This window comes from Streptomyces sp. NPDC027962 (assembly GCF_055566095.1).
This window is the reverse complement of record NZ_JBVHTA010000059.1, coordinates 1-23330: the sequence shown is the minus strand read 5'-3', so window position 1 is coordinate 23330 and position 23330 is coordinate 1. Positions and strand designations below refer to the sequence as shown.

21 protein-coding genes and 1 tRNA gene are annotated in these 23330 nt (G+C 70.2%); 8 read left to right on the top strand and 14 right to left on the bottom strand.

Features of this window, described 5'->3' with window-relative positions:
- Window positions 1–8: 8 nt before the first annotated feature.
- A complete protein-coding gene (locus tag ACZ4SA_RS34200) occupies window positions 9–509 on the top strand; it encodes a hypothetical protein (protein ID WP_468281904.1) in 501 nt (166 codons plus the stop codon).
- A gap of 150 nt (window positions 510–659) precedes the next feature.
- Here the strand turns inward: ACZ4SA_RS34200 and ACZ4SA_RS34195 are convergent, their stop codons facing one another.
- Window positions 660–1328, bottom strand: coding sequence for a pentapeptide repeat-containing protein (locus ACZ4SA_RS34195; RefSeq protein WP_468281902.1), 669 nt, complete (start codon window positions 1326–1328; stop codon window positions 660–662).
- Window positions 1329–1634: 306 nt separating this feature from the next.
- Here ACZ4SA_RS34195 and ACZ4SA_RS34190 point away from each other — a divergent pair, with 306 nt between their 5' ends.
- Window positions 1635–2630: a zinc-binding dehydrogenase gene (locus ACZ4SA_RS34190; RefSeq protein WP_468281900.1), complete on the top strand. Its 996-nt coding sequence runs from the start codon at window positions 1635–1637 to the stop codon at window positions 2628–2630.
- A 42-nt stretch (window positions 2631–2672) separates the two neighbouring features.
- Here ACZ4SA_RS34190 and ACZ4SA_RS34185 read toward each other — a convergent pair whose 3' ends face one another.
- Window positions 2673–3143, bottom strand: coding sequence for a GNAT family N-acetyltransferase (locus ACZ4SA_RS34185; RefSeq protein WP_468281898.1), 471 nt, complete (start codon window positions 3141–3143; stop codon window positions 2673–2675).
- 25 nt (window positions 3144–3168) lie between these two features.
- Complete coding sequence (locus tag ACZ4SA_RS34180; RefSeq protein ID WP_468281896.1) at window positions 3169–4056, bottom strand: aminoglycoside phosphotransferase family protein; 888 nt, start codon at window positions 4054–4056, stop codon at window positions 3169–3171.
- A gap of 109 nt (window positions 4057–4165) precedes the next feature.
- On the opposite strand from ACZ4SA_RS34180, the gene ACZ4SA_RS34175 reads away from it, so the two are divergent.
- On the top strand, window positions 4166–5557 hold the full coding sequence (locus ACZ4SA_RS34175; RefSeq protein ID WP_468281894.1) for an NAD(P)/FAD-dependent oxidoreductase: 1392 nt from the start codon (window positions 4166–4168) through the stop codon (window positions 5555–5557).
- A gap of 54 nt (window positions 5558–5611) precedes the next feature.
- Here ACZ4SA_RS34175 and ACZ4SA_RS34170 read toward each other — a convergent pair whose 3' ends face one another.
- The gene (locus ACZ4SA_RS34170) at window positions 5612–7729 is read right to left on the bottom strand and encodes a restriction endonuclease (RefSeq protein ID WP_468281892.1); all 2118 of its coding nucleotides are present in this window, start codon (window positions 7727–7729) and stop codon (window positions 5612–5614) included.
- A 284-nt stretch (window positions 7730–8013) separates the two neighbouring features.
- Window positions 8014–8090: transfer RNA gene (locus tag ACZ4SA_RS34165), tRNA-Thr, on the bottom strand.
- A gap of 176 nt (window positions 8091–8266) precedes the next feature.
- Between ACZ4SA_RS34165 and ACZ4SA_RS34160 the strand changes: the two genes are divergently transcribed.
- The 3 genes from ACZ4SA_RS34160 (at window position 8267) to ACZ4SA_RS34150 (ending at window position 10980) form a co-directional block, all read left to right on the top strand.
- Window positions 8267–9394 carry an ABC transporter ATP-binding protein gene (locus ACZ4SA_RS34160; RefSeq protein WP_468281890.1) on the top strand — a complete coding sequence of 376 codons (1128 nt, stop codon included), beginning with the start codon at window positions 8267–8269 and terminating at the stop codon, window positions 9392–9394.
- Window positions 9395–9612: 218 nt separating this feature from the next.
- Window positions 9613–10035, top strand: coding sequence for a hypothetical protein (locus ACZ4SA_RS34155; protein ID WP_468281888.1), 423 nt, complete (start codon window positions 9613–9615; stop codon window positions 10033–10035).
- Window positions 10036–10257: 222 nt separating this feature from the next.
- On the top strand, window positions 10258–10980 hold the full coding sequence (locus ACZ4SA_RS34150) for a nucleotidyltransferase family protein (protein WP_468281886.1): 723 nt from the start codon (window positions 10258–10260) through the stop codon (window positions 10978–10980).
- 147 nt (window positions 10981–11127) lie between these two features.
- On the opposite strand, the gene ACZ4SA_RS34145 is transcribed toward ACZ4SA_RS34150, so the two are convergent.
- The 6 genes from ACZ4SA_RS34145 to ACZ4SA_RS34120 all read right to left on the bottom strand — a co-directional run bounded on the left by ACZ4SA_RS34145 (window position 11128) and on the right by ACZ4SA_RS34120 (window position 17718).
- Window positions 11128–12798 (bottom strand): DoxX family protein, encoded by a 1671-nt coding sequence (locus ACZ4SA_RS34145; RefSeq protein WP_468281884.1) that lies wholly within the window; start codon window positions 12796–12798, stop codon window positions 11128–11130.
- Window positions 12799–13000: 202 nt separating this feature from the next.
- Window positions 13001–13951 carry a 23S rRNA (guanosine(2251)-2'-O)-methyltransferase RlmB gene (gene rlmB / locus ACZ4SA_RS34140; protein ID WP_468281882.1) on the bottom strand — a complete coding sequence of 317 codons (951 nt, stop codon included), beginning with the start codon at window positions 13949–13951 and terminating at the stop codon, window positions 13001–13003.
- A gap of 118 nt (window positions 13952–14069) precedes the next feature.
- Window positions 14070–15467, bottom strand: coding sequence for a cysteine--tRNA ligase (gene cysS, locus ACZ4SA_RS34135; protein ID WP_468281880.1), 1398 nt, complete (start codon window positions 15465–15467; stop codon window positions 14070–14072).
- 164 nt (window positions 15468–15631) lie between these two features.
- Window positions 15632–16129 (bottom strand): 2-C-methyl-D-erythritol 2,4-cyclodiphosphate synthase, encoded by a 498-nt coding sequence (gene ispF / locus ACZ4SA_RS34130; protein WP_468281878.1) that lies wholly within the window; start codon window positions 16127–16129, stop codon window positions 15632–15634.
- Entirely contained in the window at window positions 16119–16856 is a 738-nt protein-coding gene (gene ispD, locus ACZ4SA_RS34125) for a 2-C-methyl-D-erythritol 4-phosphate cytidylyltransferase (RefSeq protein ID WP_468281876.1), read from the bottom strand. Before ispD ends, ispF begins: the two co-directional genes overlap by 11 nt.
- A gap of 379 nt (window positions 16857–17235) precedes the next feature.
- The gene (locus ACZ4SA_RS34120; protein ID WP_003953493.1) at window positions 17236–17718 is read right to left on the bottom strand and encodes a CarD family transcriptional regulator; all 483 of its coding nucleotides are present in this window, start codon (window positions 17716–17718) and stop codon (window positions 17236–17238) included.
- 586 nt (window positions 17719–18304) lie between these two features.
- Between ACZ4SA_RS34120 and ACZ4SA_RS34115 the strand changes: the two genes are divergently transcribed.
- A complete protein-coding gene (locus ACZ4SA_RS34115) occupies window positions 18305–18982 on the top strand; it encodes a copper chaperone PCu(A)C domain-containing protein (RefSeq protein ID WP_468281874.1) in 678 nt (225 codons plus the stop codon).
- Window positions 18983–19068: 86 nt separating this feature from the next.
- Here ACZ4SA_RS34115 and phoP read toward each other — a convergent pair whose 3' ends face one another.
- Together phoP and phoR are read right to left on the bottom strand one after the other, a co-directional pair.
- Window positions 19069–19740 carry a two-component system response regulator PhoP gene (gene phoP, locus ACZ4SA_RS34110; RefSeq protein WP_465270246.1) on the bottom strand — a complete coding sequence of 224 codons (672 nt, stop codon included), beginning with the start codon at window positions 19738–19740 and terminating at the stop codon, window positions 19069–19071.
- Between the two features lie 5 nt (window positions 19741–19745).
- A complete protein-coding gene (phoR, locus tag ACZ4SA_RS34105; RefSeq protein ID WP_468281872.1) occupies window positions 19746–21005 on the bottom strand; it encodes a two-component system sensor histidine kinase PhoR in 1260 nt (419 codons plus the stop codon).
- A 196-nt stretch (window positions 21006–21201) separates the two neighbouring features.
- Between phoR and phoU the strand changes: the two genes are divergently transcribed.
- Window positions 21202–21879: a phosphate signaling complex protein PhoU gene (gene phoU / locus ACZ4SA_RS34100; RefSeq protein ID WP_468281870.1), complete on the top strand. Its 678-nt coding sequence runs from the start codon at window positions 21202–21204 to the stop codon at window positions 21877–21879.
- A gap of 815 nt (window positions 21880–22694) precedes the next feature.
- Here phoU and ACZ4SA_RS34095 read toward each other — a convergent pair.
- Window positions 22695–23024, bottom strand: coding sequence for a hypothetical protein (locus ACZ4SA_RS34095; RefSeq protein WP_468281868.1), 330 nt, complete (start codon window positions 23022–23024; stop codon window positions 22695–22697).
- Window positions 23025–23330 lie beyond the last annotated feature (306 nt).

The following is a 23330-nucleotide window of genomic DNA, read 5'->3' as shown; positions in this document are numbered from 1 at the left end:
TCGACCACGTGCTCGACATCGGCTACTCCCTCTCGCGCCGCTTTCCCGACCCGCCGCAGACCGACTACCGGCGCGCGGACGTGCAGGCATTGCGCCACGACCTCTTCTGCGGCGACGTGTACCTCGCCGACACCAAGGAGGACCGGGAGGTCTCCACAGCCTGGGGATGGGTGCCCGTGCTCGACTTCGCCTGGGCCCTGTGCGACATCGTCGAGCAGCTCGACCGCGACCCGCTCGGCAGCCGCGCGTCCAGGCCCCAGCACGCCGAGCTGGACTTCACGGAGTCCAGCGACCGCATGCTCTTCGAGCGCCGCTTCGGCTGGGTCGACGTCGAAGCCGACTGGATGCCCGGCGACGAACCGCCCCTGACCTTCAGCCACAGCGAACTGCGCCGCGAGGCCCGCGACTTCCTCCACGACCTCATCGCCGACCTCACCGACATGCACGAAGGCCTCGGCGACAACCCGGTGCTCTGGGGCCTCCAGGCCCGCTTCCCCCGCACCTCCTGACCCGGCGTCCCGCCCCCGCATCCCGACCCCGCATCCCGACCCGGCGTCCCGACCCGGCGTCCCGACCGCACGGCCCCGAGCAGCCGGCCGCCCTGCCGGGCCCACGCCGACCCGCCGGCCCTGCGCCCCCCCGGCCCGCGGCCGCCCCCGTCACTCCACCCGCACACCGACCTGCGCCGCGAACGCCGGTGCCAGATCGAACAGTTGGGCAGAACTGATCACTGCGCCGGACAGCCGCTCCACCCCACGGGCGATGCCCAGCTCCGCCGCGCCCCGAAGATCGACGTCCTTCATCCGCACCCCGGAGAAGTCCGCCTGCCGCAGCACACAGCCACGGAACTCGACCCGTTCCAACCGCGCGCCCCCGAAGTCGGCCTCCGCCAGCACGCACCCGTCGAACACCACGTCCGTCAGTTTCGCCTCCCGAAGATTCAGATAGTCGATCTTTCCGCCCCGCAGCACCACCCCCGTCAGCACCGCCCCGTGCAGCTGTGTCCCGCCCAGTCGCGCCTCCCGTACCTCCACATCGCGGAACGACGCCGCCGCGAGGTCGGCCCCCACGCCCCGCACCCCCTCGAGCACGCAGTCGACGAAACGAGCGCCGCCCAGCTCCGTCCCGTCCAGCGCGCACTCCCGCAGCGCACAGTCGATGAAGCGCGCCCCCGCCCCCTGCTGCCCGCCCAGATCCAGCCCGGCGAACTCCACCCCGTCGTAATCACCGTCCGGCTCCAGGGCGTCGCACCCGAACGCCTCGAGCCGCGGCAGCCGCACCTCCGTCACCCGCGCCGCAGCGACTGCCGGCCTCCGTGTTCTCGCCATGACCCCATAGTGACGTGCGCCACTGACAACGCCCCTCGGCCACCCCCTGTCACACATCGCGAAACCCAGGTCGCCGCCCCGGGCCTGCTCTCCGAGGTGTCGTGCAACAGCGCACTCGAGGCGATCCGCCGGCGCTGCGCTGCAGCAGGTACGCCACCCCCCACGACGCGCACCTCGTGACAAGCACGTCGCCTCCCACGACAGGCGCAGCCCCTCGCCCCACCACCTTGACCTCAAGCGCGCTTGAGGTCGAAGAGTGGGCCCGTCACCACCCGGAGCGTCACCCACCGAGAGGGAGCCCACTCCATGCATGCCATCCGCCTGCACGCCTTCGGCCCCGCGGAGAACCTCGCCCACGAGACCGTCGACGATCCCGTACCCGGCCCCGGCCAGGTACGGATCGCCGTCGCCGCCGCGGGCGTCCACCTCCTCGACACCACGCTGCGCCAAGGTGCACAGGGCCCCTTCGGCGCGCCTGCCGACCTGCCCACCATCCCGGGCCGCGAGGTCGCCGGAGTCGTCGAATCCCTGGGAGAGGGCACCGACCCGGACTGGCTCGGCAAGCGCGTCGTCGCCCACCTCGGCATGAACCCGGGCGGCTACGCGGAACTCGCCGTCACCGACGCCGCCAGACTCCACGAGATCCCCGGCGACCTCGACGAAGCCGAAGCGGTCGCCATGATCGGCACCGGACGCACCGCCCTCGGCATCCTCCAGTACACCGACCTCGGCCCCGACGACATCGCCATCGTTCCCGCCGCAGCGGGCGGCATCGGCACCCTGATCGTCCAGTACGCCAAGAACGCCGGCGCCACCGTGATCGGCCTCGCCGGCGGCCCCGACAAGACGGCCCGGGTCCTCGCGGGCGGTGCCGACATCGCCGTCGACTACAAGCGACCCGGCTGGCCCGACACCGTAAGGAGTTACCTCGGCGACCGACGCGCCACCGTGGTCTACGACTCCGTCGGCGGCGACGCCGGCCGCGCCGCCGTCGACCTCCTGGGCAAGGGCGGCAGGCACATCGTCTTCGGCTGGTCCAGCCAGGGCATCGCCTCGAACAGCCCCCTCACCTTCACCGAGGAAGAACTCGCGGAACGCGGCATCAGCTCACAAAGCGTCCTCGGCCCCGCCATGCTCGAAAAGGCCGGTGGCCTGCGCGCCCTCGAAATCCGCTCCCTCGGCGAAGCCGCCGCCGGCCGGCTCCGGCCGGCTGTCCAGCGGTACGCCCTCGCCGACGCCGCGGACGCCCATCGCGCCCTCGAAACCCGCGGCACGGTCGGCAAGGTCGTCCTGATCCCTTAGGCCCGTCCGATCCCTCAAGGCCCCCGGCCCTCCCCTGACGTGCTACGACCCGAGAGTCGTCAACGCCTCGTCGGTCAGCCGGTACACCGTCCACTCGTCCTGCGGCCCGGCCCCCAGCGATTTGTAGAAGTTGATCGACGGGGTGTTCCAGTCCAGCACCGACCACTCCAGGCGCTCATAGCCCCGCGCCACACAGATCCGTGCCAGCTCCGTCAGCAGCGCCTTGCCGTGGCCGCCGCCCCGCAGCTGCGGCCGCACGTACAGGTCCTCCAGGTAGATGCCGTGCACACCGCGCCACGTCGAGAAGTTCAGGAACCACAGGGCGAATCCGGCGGCTTGGCCGTCGTCCGTCTCCGCGATGTGCGCGTACGCGGCGGGGCGCTCACCGAACAGCGCCTCACGCAGCTGCTCCTCGGTCGCGTTCGCCTCGTCCAGGGCCTTCTCGTAGTCCGCGAGCTCCCGCACCATCTCGTGGATGACGGGCACGTCGTCAGGCGTAGCAGTACGAATCATGCGCACAGACTGCCTGCCCTGGCGCCTACCGTGCCAGCAGCGTCCGCGCAATGAACACCTGACTCCTGTCGAGCTCGTCCTCTCCCTCCTCCGCCTCCCAGAGCCCGTTCTGCAGCACCCGTCCGAGCGTCCATGCCCGCGCCCGCTCGCGGTCCAGCCCCAGCACCTCGGTCATCAGGTCGAACCGCCACAGCACCTCGTCCGGGTCGAACCGGTTCCACAGTGCGGGCAGCAGTTCGAAGCCGGGGTCCCCCGCGAGCGGCTTCGGGTCGATCACCAGCCACGGCTCACGCTCCGCCGCCAGCACGTTGTCGAAGTGCAGGTCCCAGTGCAGCAGCCGGTCGCCCGGCTCCCCCGCCACCTCCCGCAGCGCCGCCGCACAGTCCGCGAGCAACCGCCGCTCCCCCTCGTCCGCCAGCCACCCCACCACCTCCGGCAGCCGGCGCCGCATCCCAGCCGCGATGTCGCCCAGCCGCCGCATGCCCTCGGGCGCCGCCACCGGCGACAACCTCGCCAGCAGCCCCGCCAGCACGCGGGTCGCCTCCCGGCTGTCCGCCACCGACGACAGATGACGGCCGTGGTCCAGCCGCTCGAGCAGCAGCGTCCCCGTGTCCGGATCGTGCTCCAGCAGCCGTACGGCCCCGTCCCCGGCCCAGGCCCGCAGCGCCGGACCCTCGCCGGCGTTCTCCTCGTCGAGAAGTTGCATCTTCAGCACCGCCGGCGCCCTGTCCGCCGCGCGCTCGACCGGAACGACCAGCGAGGCCATTTTGTGCATGGACGGCCCGGCCACCCGCAGCCCCCACCGCTCGGTGAACTCCTCGGCCCTGCGCGGCAGCTCCGCCACAAAGGCCCGACCGGCCTCCCCGTTGAACCTGACCTGCGACGCCACCAGCTCGTCCGGAATGTCGATCACCCCGCGATCGTACGGAGCACACGTCGCGGAAACCGTCCCGGACCAGTAAATTCCCGCCACACAGACGCGCCCACCGACGCGACCACCGGCAGGGAAAGCAGCAACCGACATGAACACCGTCAACGGCGGCATATCGTTCTGGTACGCACAGGACGGCATGTCCGTCCCCCGCGAGCCCCTGCCCGGGGACGCCAACGCCGACGTCTGCATCGTCGGCGGCGGGTACACCGGCCTGTGGACCGCGTACTACCTCAAGAAGGCCGTGCCCTTCCTCAACATCACCGTCCTTGAAGGCAGGTTCTGCGGCTACGGCGCCTCGGGGCGCAACGGCGGCTGGCTCTACAACGGCATCGCCGGACGCGACCGTTACGCGAAGCTCCACGGCCATGACGCCGCCGTCCGCCTCCAGCAGGCCATGAACGACACCGTCGACGAAGTCGTCCGTGTCGCCGAGGACGAGAAGATCGACGCCGACATCCACAAGGGCGGCGTCCTCGAGGTCGCCCACTCACCTGCCCAACTCGCCCGCCTCAAGGCCTTCCACGCCGTAGAGATCGCCTTCGGCGAGAAGGACCGGGTGCTCGTCGGCGCCCGCGAGACCGCGGAACGCATCCGCGTCACCGGCGCGGTGGCCTCCAGCTGGACCCCGCACGGGGCCCGGCTGCACCCCGTGAAGCTCGTCAAGGGCCTCGCCGCGGCCGTCGAAGCCCTCGGCGTCACCATCCACGAATCCACCCCTGTGACGGAGATCCGGCCCAAACACGCCGTCACCCCCTACGGCACGGTCCGCGCCCCGTACATCCTGCGCTGCACCGAAGGCTTCACCGCATCCCTCAAGGGCCAGCACCGCACCTGGCTCCCGATGAACTCCTCCATGATCGTCACGGAGCCCCTCCCCGATCACGTCTGGTCCGAGATCGGCTGGTCCGGCCGCGAAACCCTCGGCGACATGGCCCACGCCTACATGTACGCCCAGCGCACCGCCGACAACCGCATCGCCGTCGGCGGCCGCGGCGTCCCGTACCGCTACGGCTCCAAGACGGACAACAACGGCCGCACCCAGCCCGCCACCATCGAGGCGCTCAGGGACATCCTCGTCCGCTTCTTCCCCGTCACCGCCGGCGCCCGCGTCGACCACGCCTGGTCCGGCGTCCTCGGCGTCCCCCGCGACTGGTGCGCCACCGCCACCCTCGACCGCTCCACCGGCCTCGGCTGGGCCGGCGGCTACGTCGGCTCCGGCGTGGCCACCTCGAACCTGGCCGCCCGCACCCTGCGCGACCTGATCCAGCAGGACTCCGGCCAGTCGGGCCCCACCGACCTGACCGCGCTCCCCTGGGTCAACCACAAGGTCCGCAAATGGGAACCGGAACCCCTGCGCTGGCTCGGCGTCCAGACCCTCTACGCGGCCTACCGCAAGGCCGACGACCGCGAATCCACCACCCACACCCCCACGACGGACCGCATCGCCACCTGGGCCGACAAGATCTCCGGCCGCCACTGACTCCCCCGGGGCGGCCCTGGCCCACAGAGCCGGGAGCCGCCACGCAGGGACGTGTCACGCCACCTCGATCCCGAAGTCTCCGACCAGTTCCTCCAGCCCGCCGACGTACCCCTTGCCGCCCAGCACGAAGTCCCAGTCCCCGGAAGCCCGCCGCCGGAAGGACCCCAGCACCAGCGCCGTCTCACCAGGCCGTCCGTCCGACACGACCAAGCGGTCCAGCTCCGCTCCGGAGGAGTCGCGCAACCGGATGCCGGCGTCCGTGAAGCTCTGCAGATCGGCATCCGGGTTCACCTCCGGATCGACGGCGGCCACCAGCACAAGGCGGTCGGCCGCCGCCGGCAGCGCGTCGAACGCGACCCGGACCGCCGCCCGGTCACCGGCGAACGGACCGAGCATCCGCACCGAGCCCTCCGGTGTCGCATGGTTGTTGAAGAAGACGAAATAGTCGTCGCCGAGCACCCGGCCGCCCGAGCAGAGAAGGGCACAGACGTCCAGCGCCACCCCTCCGGACCAGGACATGCCGAGGACGTTGAAGTCCGCCTCGAAGGTGTCGTCGTCACCGGGCTCCGGTTCCGTGTCCGCCGAAGGCTCCGGGCTCACCGGCGCGGGAGCCGACCGGTCACCGAGCCGACCGCGCAGACCGTGCGTGTGCAGCAGTTCGACCAGTTCCGCGCCCGAGACGAGTGTCAGAGGCTTGCCGTTGGCGAAGGTGTACGCCCCGGGGCCGAAACCCGACGTGGTCACCAGCACACCCTTGTTGGCCCCGCTCGCCTGCACTGTGCCGAAGAGCTCCCTCACCGCAGCGACCGGAACCGTCCTGCGGTACCGCTTCACCTGCACGACGATCTTCCCGCCGCTGATGGGGTCGGGATCGACGGCGTCCACGTCCACGCCGCCGTCGTTCGATCGCTGCGTCGTCATCGCCTGGAACCCGCGGGCACGGAACAACTCGGCAACGAGCCCTTCGAACGCGATCGGGTCCATCGCCATGAGGTCCGGTTCCTCGCCGCCCCCGTGGGACACCACGCCGGAGCCGACCTGCGTGGGGGTGCGGACCGCGCTCACCGGAGTTCGCTGGTCGGGACGGCCGGACAGATGCCCTCCGAGTCCGCCCGTCAGGCATTCCACCGCGCTGACAAGGGCGAGATTCACCTGTTGGAACTGTGTCCGGTCCACGGCCAAAGAGGCAACGACCTCCCGTCCGGCGCGGCCGGTCGCCGGGTCCACGTCGTCGACGAAGCCGTTGAGGGCGACCCCGTCCAGAAGCCCATGCGCATCGGCTGCGAACAACTCGCGCACCGCCAGCAGCACACTCTGCGCCAGGACGTCGCGGTACAGCGCACGCCGCTGTGCGGCAGGCCGCTGGACGACCTTCTCCTGGTCCGTCCCCACCAGATAGCGCACCCCCTTGGCCTCCGGCACCACCTGGTAGGCCGGCAGCTCCCAGTCGAGCACGAGTTGCCGGGCAGACCGGTCGTACGCTGCGGACACCTGGCGCGGAAACCCGTCCGGCCAAGCAGCCGACGCGTAAAGGGCAGCCGAGAAGTACTCCACCACCGTGTCCGGCTCTCCCGCCCGCAGCGCCCGGGACATGTCCTCGATGCCCGCGTTGTGCGTCCTGATCTCCGCCAGACGGGCCGATGCCCAAGCCTCGTACTGCTGCCTGTACGCCGCGAGGTCCGCCAGCCGCCGTGATTCCGCCGCCTGCGCCGCGTACCAGTCCCGCTCGAATCGCGCCCGCGCCTGCTGCTCGGCCTGCGCCCTCCCGGCGGCGGTCCACGCGCCCCCGTCCGCCCGGTACCTGGCAGGGTCCGGCATCACGACCGGCTGGGCCAGCGCCCCCGGCGCAAACGGTTCGACGCGCTCCTCCTGACGGAACGCCTCCACCCGGAACGGGGCCGCCGCGCACCCCTCGGCCAGAAGCCCCTCCAGCACCGCGACCTGCGCGTCGATCTCCTGCGAACGGAGCAAGGCCTCCTGCTCCCGCCGGCTCCGGTACGCGGCTCGCTGCTCACGGTGCATCCGGGCCATGTCCCGCGCGTGCTCGCGCTGCCGGCGCTCCTGCTGCCGCTGCTGCCGCACCACCGCCACCTGCTGCGCTTCCCGCTGCCGCTGCTGCTGCCGCTGCACCTCCGCCCACGCCGAGATCAACCCGCCCGAACGTCGCCCCATCCGACGCACCCCTCCCCAGGTCCCCACGAACGCCCCGCAACACCCAAGTCTCGCGGACAGAAGGGACTTTGGTCACACTTTCCGCGGAGCTGGCGCCGACTCGAATTCCGCACGAGGCGCGCGGGCGGACGCAGCCGTGAGCCGGACCGCCGACGCCATTCGCCCGGCACCGGCATCGGCCCGGAGCGCGAAAGATCGCCGACGCTTCACGCCGCCGGGCGCCGTTGATGTCGGATGCTGGATACCGAAGGCCCCCAGCCATGATCGGCTGGGGGCCTTCGCGCTGGAGCCCCCTGTCGGGTTCGAACCGACGACCCCCGCTTTACAAGAGCGGTGCTCTGGCCAGCTGAGCTAAGGAGGCAGCCAGAGCAGTGTAACCAACCGCAGCGCCGCCGCGGTCGAAAATTCGTCGGACGTGAACTGCTGACAGATGCCATATGGCCAGGTAGCGTCGCGGCAGGTTCACACCGTTGGACTACACCACTCCCTTACTCGGATCGTCCGGCACGTTCCTGCCGGTGAAGGAGACACATCAGCATGGCTACTGTCACGTTCGACAAGGCGACCCGGATCTACCCGGGTTCCGACAAGCCCGCCGTCGACCAGCTCGAGATCGAGACCGAGGACGGCGAGTTCCTCGTACTCGTCGGGCCTTCCGGCTGTGGCAAGTCGACCTCCCTGCGCATGCTCGCGGGTCTCGAGGACGTCAACGGCGGATCCATCCGGATCGGCGACCGCGACGTCACGCACCTGCCGCCCAAGGACCGGGACATCGCCATGGTGTTCCAGAACTACGCGCTCTACCCGCACATGACCGTCGCCGACAACATGGGCTTCGCGCTCAAGATCGCCGGCGTCAACAAGAGCGAGATCCGCAAGAAGGTCGAAGAGGCCGCCAAGATCCTCGACCTCAGCGAGTACCTGGACCGCAAGCCGAAGGCGCTCTCCGGTGGTCAGCGGCAGCGTGTCGCGATGGGACGCGCCATCGTGCGTGAGCCGCAGGTCTTCCTCATGGACGAGCCGCTGTCGAACCTCGACGCCAAGCTCCGTGTCTCGACGCGTACGCAGATCGCCTCGCTCCAGCGCCGTCTCGGCATCACGACCGTGTACGTGACGCACGACCAGGTCGAGGCCATGACCATGGGTGACCGTGTCGCCGTGCTGAAGGACGGTCTGCTCCAGCAGGTCGACTCGCCGCGCAACATGTACGACCGCCCGGCCAACCTCTTCGTCGCCGGCTTCATCGGCTCCCCGGCCATGAACCTGGTCGAGGTGCCGATCACCGACGGTGGCGTGAAGTTCGGCAACAGCATCGTCCCGGTCTCCCGCGAGGCCCTCTCCGCCGCCGCCGACAAGGGCGACACGACCGTCACGGTCGGCGTCCGCCCCGAGCACTTCGACGTTGTCGAGCACGGCGGCGGCGACGCCAGGACGCTCTCCAAGGACGCCCCGGCAGGCCTCGCCGTGGCCGTGAACGTCGTCGAGGAGCTCGGCGCCGACGGTTACGTCTACGGCTCCGCCCAGGTCGGCGGGGGGCACAAGGACCTCGTCGTCCGCGTCGGCGGCCGCTCCGTCCCGGACAAGGGCAGCGAGCTGCACGTCGTGCCGCGCGCCGGCGAACTCCACGTCTTCTCGACCTCGACGGGTGAGCGGCTCAGCGACTGAGACCGGGCGACTGAGCTCAGCAGTCATCGAGAGGCCGGGCCCGCACATCGGTACGGGCCCGGCTTTTCGGGTAATTGGACAAATACCCCGGCACACAGGGGCATTCGGGGCATTGCGTCACCCGGCGTCAACACGCGATCCGAAAAGAACCCTCGAACCGTCCCTCACGTGAGTGACTAAATGTCGCCAAATCATCACTGGCCGCTACGCTCGCTCGCGTGACCCACACAGCCCGCCGAATCGGCCGCACTCTCGCCCTCGTTCTGCCTGTCGTCCTGGTGCTCTCCGGAACCCTGGCGGTCACCGCCGTCCCGTGGGCGGGGAAGGCCACAGAGTCGCAGATGCTCACCGCCTCCTCGGAGAACGTCTCCGTGCGCGCGAAGTCCCGCGCTCCGCAGGACGTTTTGCGCGACCGGCTGCTGACCGAGCTACAGGCGAAGGACCCGGGTGTCGCGCTCACCCACCTCCAGCGCGAGGTCGAGGCACGGCCCTCGCTCGCCCAGCACTGCATGTCCATCGCCCAGGCCCTCGGCCGCGCCGCCGTGGATCTGTACGGACCGACGCGCGCCCAGCGATACTCCCGGCCCGTCTGCGACACGTCCTTCGCCACCGGCGTCTCCCAGCAGGCCCAGGGCTCGTAAGAGGCCCCGGGCCCGGTACGGAACAACCGGCCCCCGGTACGGGGACAACCGGGCCCCTGAAGGCCTCCAGGGGCCGCTGCCGGGCTCAGGAGAGCCCGCAGACCCCGGTCCTGAAGTGGTGGCGCTCCAGAGCCCGACCCCGGAGCGGGTGGGCGCCGGCCGAGTTCCCGACGCACGGAGCCGGGACGCGCCGCGGCCGGCGGCCCGCATATCGTTCACGGCATGCAAACGCCTACGTTTCCGACGCAGGCCGTGGTCCTGGCGGGCGGCCAGGGCTCGCGGCTGCGCCCGTACACCGACGACCGCCCCAAGCCGATGGTCGAGATCCCCGGAACCGGGACCCCGATCATCGGCCATCAGCTTGCCTGGCTGGCGGAAGAGGGCGTGACCGACGCCGTGGTGTCCTGTGGGCATCTCGCCGACGTCCTCCAGGAGTGGCTGGACAGCGCCGTGCTGCCCCTGCGCGTCACCACCGTCGTGGAGACCGAGCCGCTGGGCCGCGGCGGCGGTCTGAGGTACGCCGCCGCCGGGCTGCCGTACCAGGACCAGCCCTGGTACGCGACCAACGGCGACATCTGGACCCGCTTCTCGCTCCGCGAGATGGCCGCCTTCCACGCCGAGCGCGACGCCACCGCGACCCTCGCGCTCGCGCGGCCCCGCATCCCCTGGGGCGCCGTCGAGACCGACGCCTTCGGGCACATCACCGACTTCATCGAGTCGCCGCCCTCGCCGTACCTGATCAACGCGGGCGTGTACGTCTTCTCGGCGGAGTTCAAGAAGCTGCTGCCCGAAGTGGGCGACCATGAGCGAACGACCTTTCCGCGGCTGGCCCGTGAGCGCCGGCTGGCGGGCTTTCCCTTGCCGAACGGCGCCTACTGGCGGGCCATCGACACCGCCAAGGACCTCACAGAGGCGGCCAAGGAGCTGGACGTGAAGCTGCGTTGACGCAGGCGCGCGGCAAGCGGGCAAACGGGCAAACGGGCAAACGGGCAAACGGGACAAGAAAGGCCATAGGGCCTCGCGGGACAACAGGAGGGGCGGCCACCGGATTCCGGTGGCCGCCCCTCCTCGCGTCGTCGCGGGGCCCGCCGCTCAGCCCAGCAGGCCGCCGATCACACCGCCACCCTCGGAGCTGCCGCCCCCGCTGCTGCCGCCGGAGCCTCCTGAGCCGCCTGTCGAGCCGCCGCCGGTGGTGCCGCCGGAGCTGCTGCCGCCCGTCGAGGTCGGGCCCGTCGTGCCGGACGGCGGCGGCGGGGCGGGCTGGGAAGAGGTGGGGGGCTGCTGGCCGCTGCCCTGCGTCTGGCTGGGCGTACCGGCGACCCGTCCGGTCTCCCGCACGGTCTCCTCCGTGGGCTCGGACGCCTCCTCCTTCGGCTTCTGCGAGGCGCGGCTGGCGGACGGCGAGGGCTTGTCCTTACGTGGACCGGAGGGACTGCGTTCGCGGCCGGACTCCTTGGGCAGCGGGGCGCCCGGCAGGTGGTTCGTCGGATTCCCGTTCGGTCCCGGCACGGTGACCATCTCGGTGGAGCGGACGGCGCCACCGAGGATCGAGCCCACGAGCATGGTGAGTCCGACGACGACGGCGGCGACGAGACCGCCGCGCCTCAGGACGCGCCTGCGCAGGTCCCACAGGGCGGACCGCGGCCCGAGGGTGCGCCACGCCTCGCCGGCGAGGCGTCCGTCGATCGAGTAGACGGGCGCGCCCGCGATGATCAGCGGGGACCAGGCGGCGAGATAGATGATGTCCGGTGTGTCGTAGACGGGGACGCTCTTCCAGCTCACGGTCAGGATCAGCGCGGCGGACAGCAGCACGCCGACGACCGCGCCGACGCGCTGCCACAGGCCGAGGACGGTCAGGACACCGACGATGACCTGGAGGAAGGCGACAGTGAGGCCGGCACCGACGGGGTGGCCGACCGCGAAGTCGCGCAGCGGCTCCGCGAGTGCCCACGGGTTCAGGGAGTTGAGCCACTTGACCATGGAGCCCCGGTCGCCGCCGTCGAAGTAGACGGGGTCGCAGAGCTTGCCCATGCCGGCGTAGATGGAGGTGAAGCCGAGGAGCAGGCGCAGCGGCAGGAGCACCACTCCGAGGTTCATGCGGCGGCCGGGGTAGTACGCGTGCCGTACGGAGTCGGCGCCGTGACGCTGCGGTACGCGCCGCTCCTCCCAGGCCCGGTCCTGGGCCACGTCGTCGTACGGCTCCCCGTAGGGCTCCACCTCGTACGTTCCCGCGTCGTACGTCCCTGTGTCGTACGTCCCTGTGTCGTAGGGCGGCTGGGGGGAGAAGGACGGCTGGTCGTACGGGGGATACGAGTCGTAGGAGCCGACCGCCTGACGCATGGGCGGCAGCAGCGGCCGGTCCCGGTGGCCGGGGCCGCCCGGTGCGGTGACCGCGGCCCCTTCGACAGTCTCGTCGAGCGCGATGCGCGGGATGACCTGGGTGGCACCCGCGCTGTAGGCGTCGTGTTCCAGGGTGGAGTTGCGTACGGCCTGGAGCAGTCCGGTCGCGCCGGAGTCGCCGGGGGCCGACCTGCCGCTCCACACGACGGGCGCCCTGCGCCGGCCCGCCGGGCCGGAGCCGGCGAGCGGGGCGAGGCGCGCGGAGTTCGCCATGGCGCGTGCGGGGCGCGGGCGCTGGGCGAGCTGCACCCGGAAGCTGGCGTGACTGACGATGACCTGCGCGGGATCGCAGTCCACCTTGACCATGCTCAGCGCAGGCTGATCATCGAACCCGGACCGGGGCGTTCTGGTGTCCACACTCATCTAACCGAGTGACGTGTGTTTAGGGCACGGCCGTGACGGGCCCGATCTGTCCGAGACCCGTCAAGCGCTCCTTATCAACCGTTTTGCACCCCAAGGCCGTCCGAAACGTCCACCAGAAACCTGCGAAAGCAGACACCTCGGTCCGGCGCCCGGCGCGGTCCCGGTACGACACCCGCCGCCGGCCCCGTCCCGCTGCGCCGTTTCAGGCGCGCCGCTTGGCCGCCTCGTAAAGCACCACACCCGCCGCGACACCGGCGTTCAGGGACTCCGCTCCGCCCGGCATGGGGATGCGGACGAGGTAGTCGCAGGTCTCGCCGACGAGGCGGGACAGGCCCTTGCCCTCGCTGCCGACCACGATGACCAGGGGCCCGCCGAGCGCCTCGAGGTCGCCGACCTCGTGCTCGCCGTCGGCGGCGAGGCCCACGACGGTCAGCCCGGCCTTCTGGTACGACTCCAGGGCGCGGGTCAGGTTGGTCGCACGAGCGACGGGCGTACGGGCGGCGGTACCCGCCGACGTCTTCCAGGCGCCCGCCGTCATACCGGCGGCGCGGCGCTCGGGGACGACGACGCCATGGCCGCCGAAGGCGGAGACGGAACGGACGACCGCACCCAGGTTGCGCGGGTCGGTGACGCCGTCGAGGGCGATGATCAGCGGGTCCTCGCCGTCGTCGAAGGCGGCGGCCGCGAGGTCCTCTGGGTGGGCGTACTCGTACGGCGGGACCTGGAGCACCAGGCCCTGATGGTTGAGCCCGTTCGTCAGCCGGTCGAGCTCGGGGCGCGGCGCCTCCATGATGTTGATGTTGCCGCGTCCGGTGGCGAGCTGGAGCGCCTCGCGCACCCGCTCGTCGTTGTCGATGAACTGCTGGACGTACAGGGTCGAGGCGGGCACACCGTCACGCAGTGCCTCGAAGACGGGGTTGCGCCCGACGACCATCTCGGACGTCCCCTTGCCGCCGCGGCGGGCGACGGGCCTGCGGGCGGAGTGCTTCGCCTTGGCGTTGGCGACGCGGTTCTTGACGTGCCCCTTGCGTGCGGACGCGGGCGGCGTGGGGCCCTTGCCCTCGAGGCCGCGGCGTCGCTTGCCACCGCTGCCGACCTGCGCGCCCTTCTTGTTGGACGTGCGGCGGTTCCTGCGCTGGCTGTTCCCGGCCATGACTTAGACCTACCTGTTTCCGTGAAGCTCGTTCACTCGATCAAAAGTGTGTACGTAGTTACGTCCACGTATGGAAGTGTGCCGCCCGGTCGCCCGGGCGGCACATCGCGCATGGTGCTCAGCGGGGGCCGAGTGTCCAGCGGGGACCGTCGGGGCTGTCCTCGATGACGAGCCCGGACTGGCCGAGCTGGTCGCGGATGGCGTCCGCGGTCGCCCAGTCCTTGCGGGACCTTGCCGCCTCGCGCTGCTGGAGCACAAGCCGTACGAGCGTGTCGACGACGCCGTGCAGATCCTCGCCGCGGTCGTTCTCGCCCACCCAGTGTGCATCGAGCGGGTCCAGACCGAGAACGCCGAGCATGGCGCGCAGCTCGGCGAGGCGGGCGACGGCGGCTTCCTTGTCGTCGGCGGCCAGTGCGCTGTTGCCCTGCCGCACCGTGGTGTGGACGATCGCGAGGGCCTGCGGCACCCCGAGGTCGTCGTCCATGGCCTCGGCGAAGGCGAGCGGCACCTCTGCGGCCGGGGCGACCGGGCCCGCCTTCTCCACGACCCGCTGGATGAAACCCTCGATGCGCGCGAACGCCGACTCGGCCTCGCGCAGCGCGTCCTCGCTGTACTCGATCATCGAGCGGTAGTGCGGGGTGCCGAGGTAGTAGCGCAGGACGACAGGCCGCCAGTTCTTGACCATTTCGCTCACGAGCACCGAGTTGCCGAGCGACTTGGACATCTTCTCGCCGCTCATGGTGACCCAGGCGTTGTGCACCCAGTACGAGGCGAAGTCGTCGCCGTAGGCCTTGGCCTGGGCGATCTCGTTCTCGTGGTGCGGGAAGATCAGGTCGAGGCCGCCGCCATGGATGTCGAAGGCAGCGCCCAGGTACTTGTGCGCCATGGCCGAGCACTCGAGGTGCCAGCCGGGACGGCCGCGGCCCCACGGGGTCTCCCAGGCGGGCTCACCGGGCTTGGTCGCCTTCCACATGGCGAAGTCGCGCGGGTCGCGCTTGCCGGTGATGCCCTCCTCGGCGGGCTGGCGCAAGTCGTCGACGTCCTGGTTGGACAGCGCCAGATAGTCGGGGAAGGAGCGAACGTCGAAGTAGACGCTGCCGTCGGCCTCGTAGGCGTGACCGCGTTCGATGAGGCCGCGCATCATCTCGACCATCTCAGTGACATGGCCGGTCGCGCGCGGTTCATAGGTGGGCGGAAGGCAGCCGAGTGCCTCGTAGCCGTCGTTGAACGCGCGCTCGTTCTCGTAACCGATCGACCACCAGGGGCGGTTCTGGTCCGCCGCCTTGGCGATGATCTTGTCGTCGATGTCCGTCACGTTGCGGATGAACGTGACGTCGTAGCCTCGGTATTCGAACCAGCGGCGCATGATGTCGAAGTTCAGCCCGGACCGGATGTGCCCGATGTGCGGGGCCGCCTGCACGGTCGCGCCGCACAGGTAGATCGAGACACAACCCGGCACGAGAGGGGTGAAGTCGCGGATCTGCCGGGCGCTGGTGTCGTACAGGCGAATAGTCACGCAACAAGGGTAGTGGGCGCGTGGCAGTGCCCCGCGACCGTTTCCTGCCAGGGCGTGGCATGAAGGTGACGAAGGCCACGGACGTCCTGCCGCCACCCGTCGGCCGCAGGACGCGCGGCCGCTGCACGCCGACCGCTGGGTCGGCCGCTGTCAGTCGGCCGCTGTCAGTCGGTCCTGACGACGAGCGCCGTCGCGATGGCGGCGAGCCCCTCTGCCCGTCCGGTCAGTCCGAGGCCGTCCGTCGTCGTGCCGGAAACGGCGACCGGCGCACCGACAGCGGCGGAGAGGGTCTTCTGCGCCTCCTCGCGGCGCTTGCCGATCTTCGGGCGGACCCCTATCACCTGAATCGAGACGTTGCCGATCTCGAACCCGGCGGCCCGTACGATCCGCGCGGCCTCGGCGAGCAGGGTGACACCGGAGGCGCCGGACCATTCGGGCCGCGATGTCCCGAAGTGGGCGCCGAGGTCACCGACGCCCGCGGCGGAGAACAGCGCGTCGCAGGCGGCGTGCGCGGCGACGTCACCGTCGGAGTGGCCGGCGAGGCCGTGCCCCTCGCTGTCGTCCCACAACAGCCCGGCGCACCACAGTTCGCGTCCCGCCTCGAAGGCGTGCACGTCGGTGCCGATGCCGACCAGCGGCAGTCGGAGCTGCTCAGAAGCCATCGTTGGCCCTCCTCCGGGCGAGTACCGCCTCGGCCAGTACGAGATCCAGCGGCCGGGTCACCTTGAAGGCCTCCTCATGGCCGGGGACGACCACGACCGGCAGCCCGAGCTGCTCGACCATGCTCGCGTCGTCGGTGACATTGTCGGTGACCGTCCCGTGGGCCCGTACGAGGGTGTCGCGGTCGAAGCCCTGCGGTGTCTGCACGGCCCGCAGCGTGGCGCGCTCGGGGGTGGCGACGACGGGCTCGGGCTCGCCCTTGGGCGCCGTTTCGACCTGCTTGACGGTGTCCGCGAGGGGCAGCCCGGGCACCACGGCAACCGCTCCGTCCCGTACGGCCTCGATGACGGCGTCCACGGTGTCGACGGGCACCAGCGGGCGCGCGGCGTCGTGGACGAGGACGGTGTCGATGCCCTCGGGGAGGGCCTCGATGCCGAGCCGTACCGATTCCTGGCGGCTGTCGCCGCCGGGTACGACCAGGTAGTCGGTCCTCTCGGGCAGGGAGTGGGCGTCGAGGAGCCGCTTCACCTCGGGTGCGCCGTCGGGCGGAGCGATCACGACCACGAGCGAGACTGCGCGGGAGGCCGCCATGGCGCGTACGGCGTGGACGAGCATGGGCGTGCCGTTCAGCGCGCGGAGCGCCTTGGGGGCGCCCGGGCCGAGTCGTACCCCCCGGCCTGCTGCCGGGATCACGACTGCGGTGCGGTGGTGGCGCGATTCGTCTGACATCGGTTGCACTCCGGCAGGTTTGTTTCCTCGGCCGACTTGGGTATGGCCTGGGGGTACCCCCGGCCGAAGGTTGGGGGAGTGCCGGGCGCGACGCCTTGACCGGACCCTTCCGTGACCACTGGTCTGCGCCAGCCGCCCCGGGCCCGGCACAGCAGAGTGTCGGCAGCAGGTTTTGGACCTTCCCGCTCGGGCAGGCACGTCCAAGCAGGACACGAACAGGACGACACACGACACCAGCAGGCCGCGGCGACGAACATGCCGCAGGGCCCGGCGACAAGCTGGACTTCACGGAAGTGATTTCACAGCATGCCGACGGGCACCGCGGCATTAATCATGATCAATCACAGTGATCAATCAATCGTGGTGAATCAGTGCTGCGTCAGGACGCGAGCACCTCGTCGAGCAGAGCCTCGGCCTTGTCCTCGTTGGTGTTCTCCGCGAGGGCGAGCTCGCTGACGAGGATCTGGCGCGCCTTTGCGAGCATCCGCTTCTCACCGGCGGACAATCCGCGCTCACGCTCACGACGCCACAGGTCACGCACCACTTCGGCGACCTTGATGACATCGCCGGAGGCGAGCTTCTCGAGATTTGCCTTGTAGCGACGGGACCAGTTCGTCGGCTCTTCGGCATACGGTGCACGCAGCACCTCGAAGACCCGGTCCAGTCCGTCCTGGCCGACCACATCGCGTACGCCGACGAACTCCGCATTGTCCGCTGGCACGCGAACCGTCAGGTCGCCCTGGGCGACTTTGAGCACCAAGTAGGTCTTGTCCACGCCTTTGATCTGGCGAGTTTCGATGGCCTCGATCAGCGCGGCCCCGTGATGGGGATAGACCACGGTGTCGCCAACCTTGAACGTCATGTGACAGGTACCCCTTCCGTGGCTATCCAGGGTAACACGGATACAGCGTGTTCTGAATGGCGTTTTCGCAGGTCAGGGCATATCTCGGGGCTTGACAACAGCGACAGGAACGTGCTGCGCAAGGCTTGCGGAGTGCGGTATTCGCAGGTCGGAGCGGCTGCGCGGGCGGACAGAAAGGCGTACGTTACGCCCCGCACAACCCCCTCCAGGTAGGGCGAACGTCCCGATTTGCCGGATTCCCGACGGTGAACTTCCCGTACTCCGTTCGGCCGCCGATCACCCGTACGGACGGACACGGCCGCGAATCCCGAATTGATCACCGGCGGGTATTCGTGAGGAATGTGTGGCCCTCCCGGAAATTGATCACTGCGGTTATGTGAACAACGCGCGGTGCGGCTCGAGCGGAAGGCACGAACGGGTCCGGCCGGAGCTTCGCACCAGCCGGCCGGGCAAAGGGGCGGGTCGGGTGCGGGGCCAGATCGACGGCTCGGTAACCTGAGCGCGGGCCGTCAGGCCCTTGGCCGGCGACAGCCGCCACCACGCCCCTCCCGTACACAGTCCGTACACAGAAGGAGAAGCCGCCGCCGTGAGCAGCAGCCTTCGACGCGGTGCCCTCGCGGGCGCTGCCGTCGTCTTCTCGATCGCCTCGCTCTCCGCCTGCGGTGCGGGCAACGACGCGCAGACACTCGGCGTGAAGCCGGACAACGCCGCGACGTCGGTGGACAGTCTCAAGCTTCAGAACGTCAACGTCGTCACCCAGCCAGAGGCGAACGCCAAGGGCCCGGCGGCGGTCGTGCTGACGATCTTCAACGACGGCGCGAAGGCCCAGACCCTCGAGTCGATCACGCTGCCGGACTACGACGCCAAGGTGAAGCTCAGCCCCGCCAAGGGTTCGGGCGCCGTCACCGTCCCCGCGCAGGGCCGGCTGATCATCGGTGGGCAGGGCAACGCGTCCGCCGTCGTCGAGGGCGGCAACCAGGACCTGAGCAACGGCGCGGTGCGCGAGGTCGTCTTCCGCTTCAGCGAGACCGGCGACGTCAAGGTGCAGGCGCTGGTCGTCCCGGCGATCAACTACTTCAAGGACTTCGGCCCGAGCGCGATGCCGACGCCGTCCGCGACGGCGACGCCGTCGGACTCTGCGAGCGGTTCGCCCTCCGGCAGCCCCACCGGCGAGGCGACCGAGCCGGGTGACACGGAGGCAGCGGGCAGTGAGGCGGACGAGCCGTCCGACGAGGCCTCCGCGTCGCACGAGGCGGATCACTGACCGCTTGCGGGAAGCGAAGAGGGCGCCCGCCGGTTTCCGGCGGGCGCCCTCTTGTTCGTCGTGCTTCTCAGTTGCTCGTGGCCGGCCTACGGCTCGAACTTGTAGCCCAGACCGCGGACCGTCACCAGGTAGCGGGGCGCACCCGGGTCGGGCTCGATCTTGGCGCGCAGGCGCTTCACGTGGACGTCGAGGGTCTTGGTGTCGCCCACGTAGTCCGCGCCCCAGACCCGGTCGATCAGCTGCATACGGGTCAGGACCCGGCCCGCATTGCGCAGCAGCATCTCCAGCAGGTCGAACTCCTTCAGCGGAAGGTCCACCTTGCCGCCGGAGACGGTGACGACGTGGCGGTCCACGTCCATCCGCACCGGCCCGGCCTCCAGGGCCGCCGGCGTGACCTCCTCCGGCTCACCGCGGCGGCGCAGGACCGCGCGGATACGGGCGACCAGCTCCCGCGAGGAGAACGGCTTGGTGACGTAGTCGTCGGCTCCTATCTCCAACCCGACGACCTTGTCGATCTCGCTGTCCTTGGCGGTCACCATGATGACCGGCACGTTCGAGCGGCCCCGCAGCTGGCGGCACACCTCGGTGCCGGGCAGGCCGGGCAGCATCAGGTCGAGGAGTACGAGGTCGGCGCCGTTGCGCTCGAACTCGTCGAGTCCGTCGGGGCCGGTGGCCGCGACAGCGACCTCGAAGCCCTCCTTGCGGAGCATGTACGACAGGGCGTCGCTGAAGGATTCCTCATCCTCGACGACGAGCACTCGGGTCACGGAAGGACCTCCGGGGCAGGAAATTCGCTGTTCGGATCGGTGTCGTAAGGCCGGTCGTCGTCCTCGTCGACGCGATCCGGACCGGTGGTTGTTGCGCGTTCCTTCGCGGCACCCGCTTCGGGCAGCCGCAGCGTGAAGGTGGAGCCCTGTCCCTCGGAGCTCCACAGGGTGACCTCCCCGCCGTGCGAGGCGGCCACGTGTTTGACGATGGCGAGTCCCAGGCCGGTGCCTCCGGTGGCGCGGGAGCGGGCGGGGTCGACCCGGTAGAAACGTTCGAAGATGCGCTCACGGTCCTTCTCGGAGATGCCGATGCCCTGGTCGGTCACGGCGATCTCGATCAGGTCCCCGCCCGGAGCGTTGACGCGGCGGGCGGAGATGCCGACCCGAGTGCGGGCCGGGGAGTAGTTGACGGCGTTCTCGACGAGATTGCCGAGTGCGGCGGCGAGCTTGCCGCGGTTGCCCCAGATCCGCAGGTCGGAGGCGGCTCCGGCCGCCATGGTGATCTGCTTGGCGGACGCGGTCTGCCGGGAGCGGTCGATGGCCTCTGCGACCAGTTCCTCCACTTTCACGGGCTCGGAGTCCTCCAGCGGGTCGTCGTTCTGCACCCGGGAGAGGTCGATGAGCTCCTGTACGAGGTTGGTGAGCCGGGTCGCCTCGATCTGCATACGGCCGGCGAAGCGGGTGACCGCCTCAGGGTCGTCCGAGGCGTCCATGACCGCCTCAGAGAGCAGGGAAAGCGCACCCACGGGTGTCTTGAGCTCGTGGCTGACGTTGGCGACGAAGTCGCGCCGCACGGCCTCTATGCGGCGCGCCTCTGTCAGGTCCTCGACGAGGAGCAGGACGAGGCGGGAGCCGAGCGGGGCGACACGGGCGGAGACGGCGAGGGCTTCGCCACGCCCGGTGCCGCGGCGCGGCAGGTCCAGCTCGACCTGGCGTATCTCGCCGTCGCGCCGGGTGTCGCGGGCCATGTGCAGCATCGGTTCGACGGCGAGCTTGCCGCCGCGTACCAGTCCGAGGGCGTACGCCGCGGAGCTGGCCTTGACGACGGAGTCGGACTCGTCGAGGACCACCGCGGAGGAGCGGAGCACGGAGAGGACCGTGTCGACTCCCGGCGGGAGCACGGCATCGGTGTGGAGCGATGTCCTCGTGGGTCGTTTCTGTTCTCGCTCGCTCCAGCGGAACGCCAGCACGGCGATGACACCGGTGCAGAGACCGGCGATCGCTGCCGCTGCGGCAACCGCCGCGTTCACGTCCATGCATTCAGGTTATGCGTGGTCCGGGGCACTCTCCCAGCCAATCGGGTGGCAGCTCGAACAGTCGTCGCTCAGAGTTCACCAAGGGGAAAGTGTCGGTTCATTTGGGATGGAGCCGACAGACTCCTGTTGACCTGAACGTGGGAGCGTGGGGTTCGAGCCCCACCCGGACCCCGGTCGCATCAAGAGAGGGACACCCATGCGTGACGCGTACCACGAGGAACTGGACTCGATCGGCGAGGGCCTGGTCGAGATGGCCCGGCTGGTCGGGTCGGCGATCGGGCGCGCCACCACGGCCATGCTCGACGCGGACCTCAAGCTCGCCGAGAACGTGATCGCCGCCGACCAGAAGGTCGACGATCTGCAGCACGACCTGGAGGCCAGGGCGATCGCGCTGCTGGCCCGGCAGCAGCCGGTCGCCACGGATCTGCGGATCGTGGTCACCTCGCTGCGGATGAGCGCCGACCTGGAGCGCTCGGGCGACCTGGCCCAGCACGTGGCCAAGCTGGCCCGGCTGCGCTTCCCCGACCGCGCCGTGCCGAACGACCTGCACGCCACGATCCTGCAGATGGGACAGCTGGCGCAGCGCCTGATGGCCAAGGCGGCGGAGGTCATCATCACCAAGGACGTCGACCTGGCGCTCCAGCTGGAGCAGGACGACGACGAGATGGACCTGCTGCACCGGACGCTCTTCCAGCACCTGATGGACGACCGCTGGAAGCACGGCATCGAGACCGCCGTCGACGTGACGCTGCTCGGCCGCTACTACGAGCGCTTCGCCGACCACGCGGTGTCGGTCGCCAAGCGCGTGGTGTACCTGGTGACGGGTGAGCACGCGGACGAGCTCCAGCAGCAGACCGCGGTGGAGGGCGCATAGGGGAGCCCACGGCGCGTACGGGGGGCGCTTGCGCGTGTGCGCCGTTGATGCGCCCGGCCGGGTGGGCATGCAATGGGCGAGGCGGCTATCCCGTACGCCCTTGAGGAGGGACCCATGGCCGAATCCCCCACGCCCGAGCCTCGACAGGAAGCCCCGCGCGAAGTGGTCTTCCTGCCCGTCCTCGGCGCCTGCGGCTGTGGCTCCGGCTGCGGCTGCGGCTGCCAGTCCGGCGCACCCTGCCAGTGCGGGGGCTGCTGCGGCTGACGCCCCACTCATACGGCGAGGGCCCCGTCCCTGACGGGGCCCTCGCTGCGTGCTTCCAGGGGTCGGGCTACTTCTTCTTGCCCTGGGTCTGGGGGGCCCGTTTTCCGCCCCTGGTCAGCGGGGCGCGCAATCCAACTGACCTGCGGTCGGGCAGTCGCTGTTGGTCGTTGTCGGTCGTCATTGGTCGCCCTCGGAGGGCCCACAGAGGGCCCGGCTCTGCCTCCTGAAGAGCTGCTATCGATAGCGGCCCGTACGGCCCTTGACCAGGGTGTTAGCCGATAGCGTCCGGTCGGACCGGAGTCGTGCACCGGGTCGTACGCAGCCATCCCGGCCCCGGACCTCCTCGCTATCACCGGTCCTGTCGGCGGGGTACCCGTCAGAGAGAAGAGCAAGAGGGACCGCCCTTCGGGCGGGCGACCTTTGGAGCGCCAACAGTTCCGCGCAACCGGGGCACCGTCGGGCCACTCGCGCTGAGGGGTCTTCGCGCAGCTTTTCACGAGGCGGGGCCGCCGACGCAGTGGGCTGAGCTGCGGAGATCGTTACACGCGCGATCAGAAAACCGAACCGATGGCCGGTGCTGAGGACCCGAGCCAGAACTCTGTGGAGTACCCGGCCGCCGCAAGGTAGGCGAGAAAGGCCGCCGGGGGTACGACCATGCACACCAAGTGGGCGAGGGCTGAACGAGGCAGGCGGAACAGGCCGAACAGCAGAAGCCCGCCCGCAAGCCAGCCGAAGTACAGCCGCTCGGCCAGCCGTTTGGTGGCGTCGATCTCTGCTAGCTGGGCCTCATCCGGCGCACCAAAAGTCATCCCCGAAGCGAAGACGGTCCAGAACAGCAGCACGCACAGCAGGACATCACCCGCCCCAACCAACACCGCCATCGGGGCGTCAGTACGCCCAATGCGCCGGTACCAGCTGAAACTACGCTCCGTTGTGCCCCTCTCATCCATGGTGGTCAGCCTGCCTCGCACGTGGGCAGCAGGGCATGAGTACGGATACTCAGCTAAGCTCAGCTCCAAGGCAACCGCTTTAGGCAGGGCACCCTCCTGAAAAGCCGTCTGAAGTGTCCCTCCCCTCGTAGCGTGAAGACCATGACTGCAGGGGAAGTTGGGAGTCATGGCGGAGAAGCGACGGAAGTTCGATCCGGAGTTCCGTGAGGGGGCCGTACGGATCGTCACGGAGACCGG